Genomic DNA, 7,027 nt, shown 5'->3' with positions numbered 1-7,027 from the left:
TTCCTGATCCCCACACTGCAGAATCTCAAGCATCTGAAGGGCCCGCAGTTCCTGCACGTGGTCACCAAGAAGGGCCAGGGCTACAAGCTGGCCGAGGCCGACCCGGTGCTCTACCACGGCCCCGGCAAGTTCAACCCCAGCGAAGGCATCAAGCCCAGCGCCGGGGGCAAGCTGACCTATACCCAGGTGTTCGGCCAATGGCTGTGCGACATGGGCGCTGCCGATGACAAGCTGGTCGGCATCACCCCGGCCATGCGCGAAGGCTCGGGCATGGTGGCCTTCGAAAAGGCCTTCCCCCATCGCTATTACGATGTGGGCATCGCCGAACAGCACGCCGTCACCTTCGCCGCCGGCATGGCCTGCGAAGGCATGAAGCCGGTGGTGGCGATCTATTCCACCTTCCTGCAACGTGCCTACGATCAGTTGATCCATGACGTCGCCCTGCAGAACCTGGATGTGACCTTTGCACTGGACCGCGCCGGCCTGGTCGGCGCCGATGGCGCCACCCACGCCGGCAATTACGACCTGGCCTTCCTGCGCTGTATTCCCAACATGGTGGTGATGGCGGCTTCCGATGAGAATGAATGCCGCCAGATGCTCTCCACAGCGTACCAATATCCCGGCCCGGCCGCCGTGCGCTATCCGCGTGGCGCCGGTATCGGTGCCGCGGTGGAGAAGACGCTGGACACCTTGCCGCTGGGCCGTGGCGAAATCCGCCGCCAGGGCAAGGAGGTGGCCATCCTGGCCTTCGGCAGCCTGCTGGCGCCGGCCCTGGGCGCGGGCGACAAGCTCGATGCCACGGTGGCCAACATGCGCTTCATCAAGCCGCTGGACGTGGAACTGGTGCGCCAACTGGCCGCTTCGCACGATGCCCTGGTGACGGTGGAAGAGGGCTGCATCATGGGCGGCGCCGGTGCCGCGGTCTCCGAAGCGCTGGCTGCGGCCGGCATCAACAAGCCCATCCTGCATTTGGGTCTGCCCGACCGCTTCATCGACCACGGCGATGCCGCGCAACTGCTGGCGCAATGCGGGCTGGATGCCGATGGCATCGCCCAGTCCATCGCCCAGCGCTTTGGCAAGGATCAGCCCAAGCTGGTGGTCAACAACGGCTGAGCGCCCGTCTTTCCTTCCGTCGCCTCTCACCCTGGCGGACCTTGTCCGTTGGGGCAGCGCACTTGCGTTGAACATCCCACCGCTGTACTGGTCCAAGACCTCATCAATTAAAATTATTGCTACGGGGAATGTTTTTGGGGTATCGGCAGCCGTGTCCGGGTGCTTCTCAAATCCTCCCGCAAGAATTCAAACGAGGAGAGGCCCATGAGATGGGTAATGATGGTCACCGGTGGTGTATTCGGTATTGTGCTGGCGTGGTTCAATGATTGGTCCATCGGAGCCACCGCCGTGATTGTGGCGGGCTTGGGTTTCTGGCTGGGCAATGTGCTTGCTGATGATGAGCCTCCCGCCGAGAAGCCGGAGCTGTTGCCCCCGGGTGAGGCGGTGCAGACCAAGACGTTGAGCGAACGGGTCAGATATCTGGAAGGCCGGGTCGAGTCGCTCAGCCAAGAGCTGGAGCGGCTAAAACAGCAATCGCCGCATTACCTCGCCACCCTGGACGCAGAAGTCGAACCCACTGCGCCGTCACCTGAACCCGTGCCTGACGCAAAAAGCGTCGTCGCTGCTGCCACGGTTCAGGCCGAGCCGGAGGTGGTCCAGCAGGCGGCGATCCAGCCCGAACCTGCCCCTGCGGTGGCGTCGGTTCCGGCCGAATCGCCGGTACCGGTGGCTGCCGTGGAACGCACACAGACGCAGCAGCCTGTTCCCGTAGAGCCGCAGCCGCACACACCAGACCTGCTGGAGCGCGCCTTCAATGCCGCGCGAGACTGGCTGCTGGGTGGCAATACCGTGGTACGCGTGGGCATCGTCGTGCTGTTCTTCGGCGTGGCCTTCCTGCTCAAGTACGCGGCCAACAATAGCCTGCTGCCGATCGAGTTCCGCCTGGCCGGTACGGCACTGGGGGCGACCGCCTTGCTGGTGGTCGGCTGGCGCTTGCGCGAGCGCCGCACCGTCTATGGACTGCTCTTGCAAGGCGGCGGGGTCGGGGTGTTGTATCTGACCGTGTTTGCCGCCGTCAAATTGTATGCCCTGATTCCATCGGCCATGGCCCTGCCCTTGATGGTGGTGGTCTGCGCCTTGAGCGCCTTTTTGGCGATCCGCCAGGATGCGGCGCCGCTGGCCTTCATGGGTAGCGCTGGCGGTTTCCTTGCGCCGGTGCTGGTCAGTAGCGGCGGTGGCAGCCATGTGGCGCTCTTCAGCTATTACGCCTTGCTCAATGCCGGCATCTTTGCCATCGCCTGGTTCAAGGCCTGGCGCTCGCTCAACTTGCTGGGATTCTTCTTTACCTTCGTCATCGGCACTGCATGGGGCCTGAGCTCTTATCGCCCGGAGCACTTCGCCAGTACCGAGGCCTTCCTGGTGCTGTTCTTCCTCATGTATGTCGGTATCGCGCTGCTGTATGCCGTGCAGCGCGAACTGGCGCTCAAGCATTATGTGGATGGCTCGCTGGTCTTCGGCACCCCGATTGCGGCCACCCTGTTGCAAGGGGCGCTGGTCAAGTCCATGCCGTTCGGCCTGGCCTGGAGTGCGGTGGCCCTGTCGGCCTTTTATCTGCTGCTGACGGCCGCTCTGGGCCGTTGGCGCCAGCGGCTGGGTTTGCTGTTTGATTCGACCTTGGCCATGGGCATGATCTTTGCCACCATGGCGATCCCCTTTGCCTTCTCCGGGCAGACCACTGCGGCGGCCTGGGCCTTGGAGGCGCGGCCATCGTCTGGCTGTCCGTGCGCCAGCGTCGGCTGCTGGCGCTGGTGTTTGGCCTGGTGATGCAGGTCGCGGCGGCAGTGGCCTTCCTGGCCTCTTGGGGTGAGTCCGGCAGTGCACTGGCGCTGCCGGTGGTCAATGGACAGTTCCTTGCGATGCTGATGATCGCGCTGGCCGGCTTGTTCATCGGTTGGTGGTTGCAGGTGCGCAGCGATGCGCGCCATTGGCACGCCTGGTTGCCTGAAGTCGGCCTGGTCGCCGCGGTCTGGGGGCTGTGCTGGTGGACGGTCGCCGGGGGACGTGAAATCCTGGCGCACGCCGCCGCGCTGGCGCCGGAGCAGTCGCTGTCGTTCGTGCTGTCCGCCTGGCTGCTGTTGGCGATCCTCACGGCCTGGTTGGCCCATGCCGCCCGGCGCTGGCTGGCCTGGCCGCTGGCGCTGCGGGTGGAGCAAGCCCTGGCACCGATATTGGCCTTGCTGACGCTGGGTCTGTTCCTGACGCCCGCCGCGCCGTTGAGCGGCTGGGGCATCCTGGCTTGGCCGCTGGCGCTGGCGTCGACCTTCGGCATCCTGTGGTGCCTGCCGTCCGACCCGCAGCCTGGCGAGCAGAGCAAGATCTGGCCACCCTATGCGCTCCAGCACCTCTTGAGTTTCTGGATGACCTGCGCGGTGCTGGCCTTCGAGGGTTACTGGCGCTTGCGGGAGTTCGTCCCCGAGGGCGCCTGGAGCTGGAGCGCCTGGGCCTATGGGCTGGGCTTGTGCCTGCTGGCGATCGCCACCCTGGGCAGGCGTCTGCGCTGGCCGGTGGCGGCCTATGCCTGGTCCTACCAGGTGTGGGGCGCAGCGCCGCTGGCGCTGTTGCTGTGGGGCTGGAGTATCGCCAGTACCTTCAGCGATGGTGACGCCGCGCCGCTGTTCTGGCTGCCCTTGTTCAATCCGCTGGATGTGGCCCAATTGCTGGCCTTCATCGCGGTGGCCGCGTGGATAGGCCGTTTGCGCCAGCTGGGGGTAGCGCAAGCACCGGTTGAAGTGAATTATCTTGCGTTCGGCACGGTCTTCCTGTGGTTCAACGCCTTGCTGCTGCGTACCTTGCATCACTACGCCGGCATCGCGTATGACCCCGGCGAAGTACTGGCCTCGTTGCGCTGGCAACAGGTCTTCGTGCTGGGCTGGAGTGCCTTCGCCTTTGCCGCCTTGTGGATGGTGCACAGCGAACGGCTGAGAAAGCTCTGTGTGCTGGCGTCCATGCCGCTGGTCGGGGTGCTGTGGCTGTGGACGCTTTACGTCAACCTCACCGAGGCCGGTGGCCACTGGATGCGCCTGCCCTTGCTCAATCCGCTGGATGCGGTCTTGCTGGCCATCTATGCCTTGATTGCCTTCTGGTTTGCGCGCCTGCACCAGCTGGGGCAAGTGGGCCAATTGGATCTCCAGGGCGAGTCGATGGCGTCCTATCGCACCCCCTTGCGATGGGCCGTGGGTGCGACGGCGTTCCTCTGGCTCAACGCCATGTTGTTGAGAACCCTGCATCACTGGACCGACTTGCCCTACACGCTGGAGGCCATCTCGCATTCCACGCTGGGCCCAGCCGCGCTCACGGTGTTCTGGGCAGTGTGCGCGCTGACCACGCAGGTCATCGCCACGCGTCGCGGCACGCGCCTGCTGTGGTTCGTCGGCGCCGCGCTACTGGCCGTGACCGTGGTCAAGCTGTCCTGTTCGACCTCTCGCGCATCCAGGGCCTGGAGCGTATGTTCCTTCATCGGGGTCGGGGTGCTGCTATTGCTGGTCGGATATTTCTCACCCTTGCCACCCAAGGCCGCGGTGGCGGCAGCGGAGGCAGAACAATGAAGCGCGTCATGATGGCAGTCTGCGCCGGCCTGATGGCCTTGGTGGCACAGGCTGGAGAAGGTGGGGCGCCGCCGGCCTCATTGGCGCAATGGTATGCGCTCAACCTGAGCGGCAGCGGCCCCTACTTCCGCCTGTCCTTGCCGCCCGAGGTCTACGCGGCCAGCCAGCGCAGCGATCTGGGCGATGTGCGTATCGTCAATGGCGCCAGAGAGCCGGTCCCGTTTTCGCTGGAGCTCAGCACCGTCCCGGCGCCCGCGCGACGCACGGTACTGACCCCGGTCTCCTGGTTTGCCGTGCCGACTGTCAAGAGCGGTGACAAGGCCCGCCTGGGCGTATCGCTGGACACCGATGGCACCTTGCGCGCCGAAGTCGGCGCGCCAGCCGCCAGCCGGCGCAATGACGATACGGTCCTGGTCGATCTCGGGCGGGCGACGCCGGTGGACGCCTTGCGGATCCGCTTGCGCAATGAGCAATATGCCGGTCGTGTGCAAGTGGAGGCGAGCGCTGATCTGAGCCAGTGGCAAGCGGTGGCTGAGGCCGCCTTGCTCAAGGCCACCACGGAGGGCAAGCAGTTGATCCAGGAGCGGGTGGCACTGGAGGGTGTGCACCAACGCTATCTCCGGCTGAGCTGGCCCGATGGCGTACCGCAGATCGGTGGTGTCGAGGTGGAGACCAGCGTCTCGGAACCGGTGGCCGAGAGTAGTGCCGCGCCCTTGCTATGGCGCGCGGCGGTGCAGGTGCAGGCCGGCACGCTGGCCGGCGAGTACCGCTTCGAGTCGGGCGGGGTCTACCCGGTGGAAAGCCTGCGCATCGATCTGCCACAGGCCAATACCATCGCCAAAGTGTCGCTGGAGAGCCGTACCGATGTCCAGGCGCCGTGGCGCGAGGTGGCCAGCGGCAGCGTGTTCCGGCTGCAAGGCAAGACTGGCGAGCAACTGTCGCCGCCCCTGCGCTTCGATGCCACGCCAGATCGGCACTGGAGGATCCTGGTAGATATGCGCAATGGCGGCTTTGGCAACGGTATCCCGCAAGTGACGCTGGGCTGGCGGCCAGCGCAGCTGACCTTCGTCACACGGGGCGCGCCACCGTTCATGCTGGGAGCAGGCAATGCGACTTTGCTGCCAGTGTCACAGCCCAAAGAAGACTTGCTGATGGGAGCGCAGCCGGAGCTTGGCCAGGCCGTTCTCGGTGCGCCACTGGCCATGCCGGTGGACCAGCCAACTGCTGCCCCCGCAGTCGGTGCGCGCAGCATCATCCTCTGGCTGGCCTTGATCCTGGCCGTCGCAGCCTTGGGGCTGATTGCCTGGCGCCTGGCGCGCAGTCAGGCTGCGGGCTCCCAGGAACCCTAGCGCTGGCGCCCTTTTTGCCACAGCACATCCTGCCCACCGGCTGCGCGGTTGAGCACCCGCGCCAGCACGAAGCACAGGTCCGAGAGGCGGTTCAGGTATTGCCGCGCCGGCGCATTCACGCCGGCCTCGGCCTTCTCCAGCATCACCACGCTGCGTTCGGCGCGGCGGCATACGGTGCGGCAGACATGGGCCAGCGCGGCAGTGCGCGAGCCGCCCGGCAGGATGAATTCCTGCAGCGGCGGCAGGGTGGCGTTGTACTTTTCCAGCAGCGCATCCAGCCGCGCCAGGTGCGCCTCGGCCAGCACCGTATAGCCGGGGATGCAGAGCTCGCCGCCCAGGTCGAACAGGTCATGCTGGATCGATACCAGTTCTTCGCGCAAGCTGGCCGGCAGGGTCTCGCACAACAGCACGCCCAAGTGCGAATTCAATTCATCCACATCGCCCAGCGCCTGGATGCGCAGGTTGTCCTTGCCCACCCGGCTGCCATCGCCCAGGCCGGTGCTGCCATCGTCGCCGGTGCGGGTGGCGATCCTGGAAAGTCGGTTGCCCATCATTGCTCCTTGATCATCCGGGGGGAGCTTAAGCGCAAGCATCGACCAAGGCAAGCGCTTCCCGCAGGAGGCGAGCGCAGCGGCCGATTGCGCCAATACCGCCAGATATCGCGTAAATAATTCACTTGATTTGCTCCACCCGCCGAGACGGGTGGGGAGATTGCGGCAATCTCTTGCCCGCAAGAGAGTAAAATTCATCGATTGATCAGTGGTCAGTCCATTGCACCGGCCCTGCGTCGTCCTGCACCAGACTGAGAACAACGACCCCGACCCGAGACACCTGAGAGAAATTGCATGAATCACCTAGTTGATGCCCGCCAACTGAAACGCCCCGTGCCGCAGGCCCTGCTCGATGAGCTCAAGGCCGTCTTCGGCGAGCGCTGCTCCACCACCCTGGCCATGCGCGAGCATCACGGCCGCGACGAATCTTCCTACGATCCCATGCTGCCCGACGCCGTGGTGTTCGCCC

At 65.2% G+C, this 7,027-nt stretch carries 5 protein-coding genes and 1 pseudogene; 5 read left to right on the top strand and 1 reads right to left on the bottom strand.

From position 1 onward, the window contains the following. From dxs to I5W_RS14205, 4 genes are all read left to right on the top strand, one after another. Positions 1-1,113: 1-deoxy-D-xylulose-5-phosphate synthase (gene dxs / locus I5W_RS14215; RefSeq protein ID WP_044529717.1), on the top strand; the 1,113-nt coding region annotated here is incomplete at its 5' end. A gap of 204 nt (positions 1,114-1,317) precedes the next feature. Then, positions 1,318-2,877 carry a DUF2339 domain-containing protein gene (locus I5W_RS34040; protein ID WP_306302674.1) on the top strand — a complete coding sequence of 520 codons (1,560 nt, stop codon included), beginning with the start codon at positions 1,318-1,320 and terminating at the stop codon, positions 2,875-2,877. Next, positions 2,835-4,658, top strand: a complete 1,824-nt coding sequence (locus I5W_RS34035) for a DUF2339 domain-containing protein (protein WP_306302673.1) — start codon at positions 2,835-2,837, stop codon at positions 4,656-4,658. The genes I5W_RS34040 and I5W_RS34035 overlap by 43 nt, the downstream gene beginning before the upstream one ends. Beyond that, on the top strand, positions 4,655-6,007 hold the full coding sequence (locus I5W_RS14205; RefSeq protein WP_044529716.1) for a DUF3999 domain-containing protein: 1,353 nt from the start codon (positions 4,655-4,657) through the stop codon (positions 6,005-6,007). Before I5W_RS34035 ends, I5W_RS14205 begins: the two co-directional genes overlap by 4 nt. Here I5W_RS14205 and I5W_RS14200 read toward each other — a convergent pair. Further along, complete coding sequence (locus I5W_RS14200; protein ID WP_026052083.1) at positions 6,004-6,558, bottom strand: cob(I)yrinic acid a,c-diamide adenosyltransferase; 555 nt, start codon at positions 6,556-6,558, stop codon at positions 6,004-6,006. The two genes, I5W_RS14205 and I5W_RS14200, sit on opposite strands and share 4 nt — an antisense overlap. A 294-nt stretch (positions 6,559-6,852) precedes the next feature. Here I5W_RS14200 and I5W_RS33390 point away from each other — a divergent pair. Then, a pseudogene (locus I5W_RS33390) lies at positions 6,853-7,027 on the top strand (2-hydroxy-acid oxidase); the annotation flags it as partial.

The sequence above is a fragment of the Herbaspirillum sp. B65 genome, from assembly GCF_000333555.1.
Lineage (GTDB): Bacteria > Pseudomonadota > Gammaproteobacteria > Burkholderiales > Burkholderiaceae_D > Herbaspirillum > Herbaspirillum rubrisubalbicans.
This window is presented reverse-complemented; position numbering and strand designations above follow the sequence as displayed.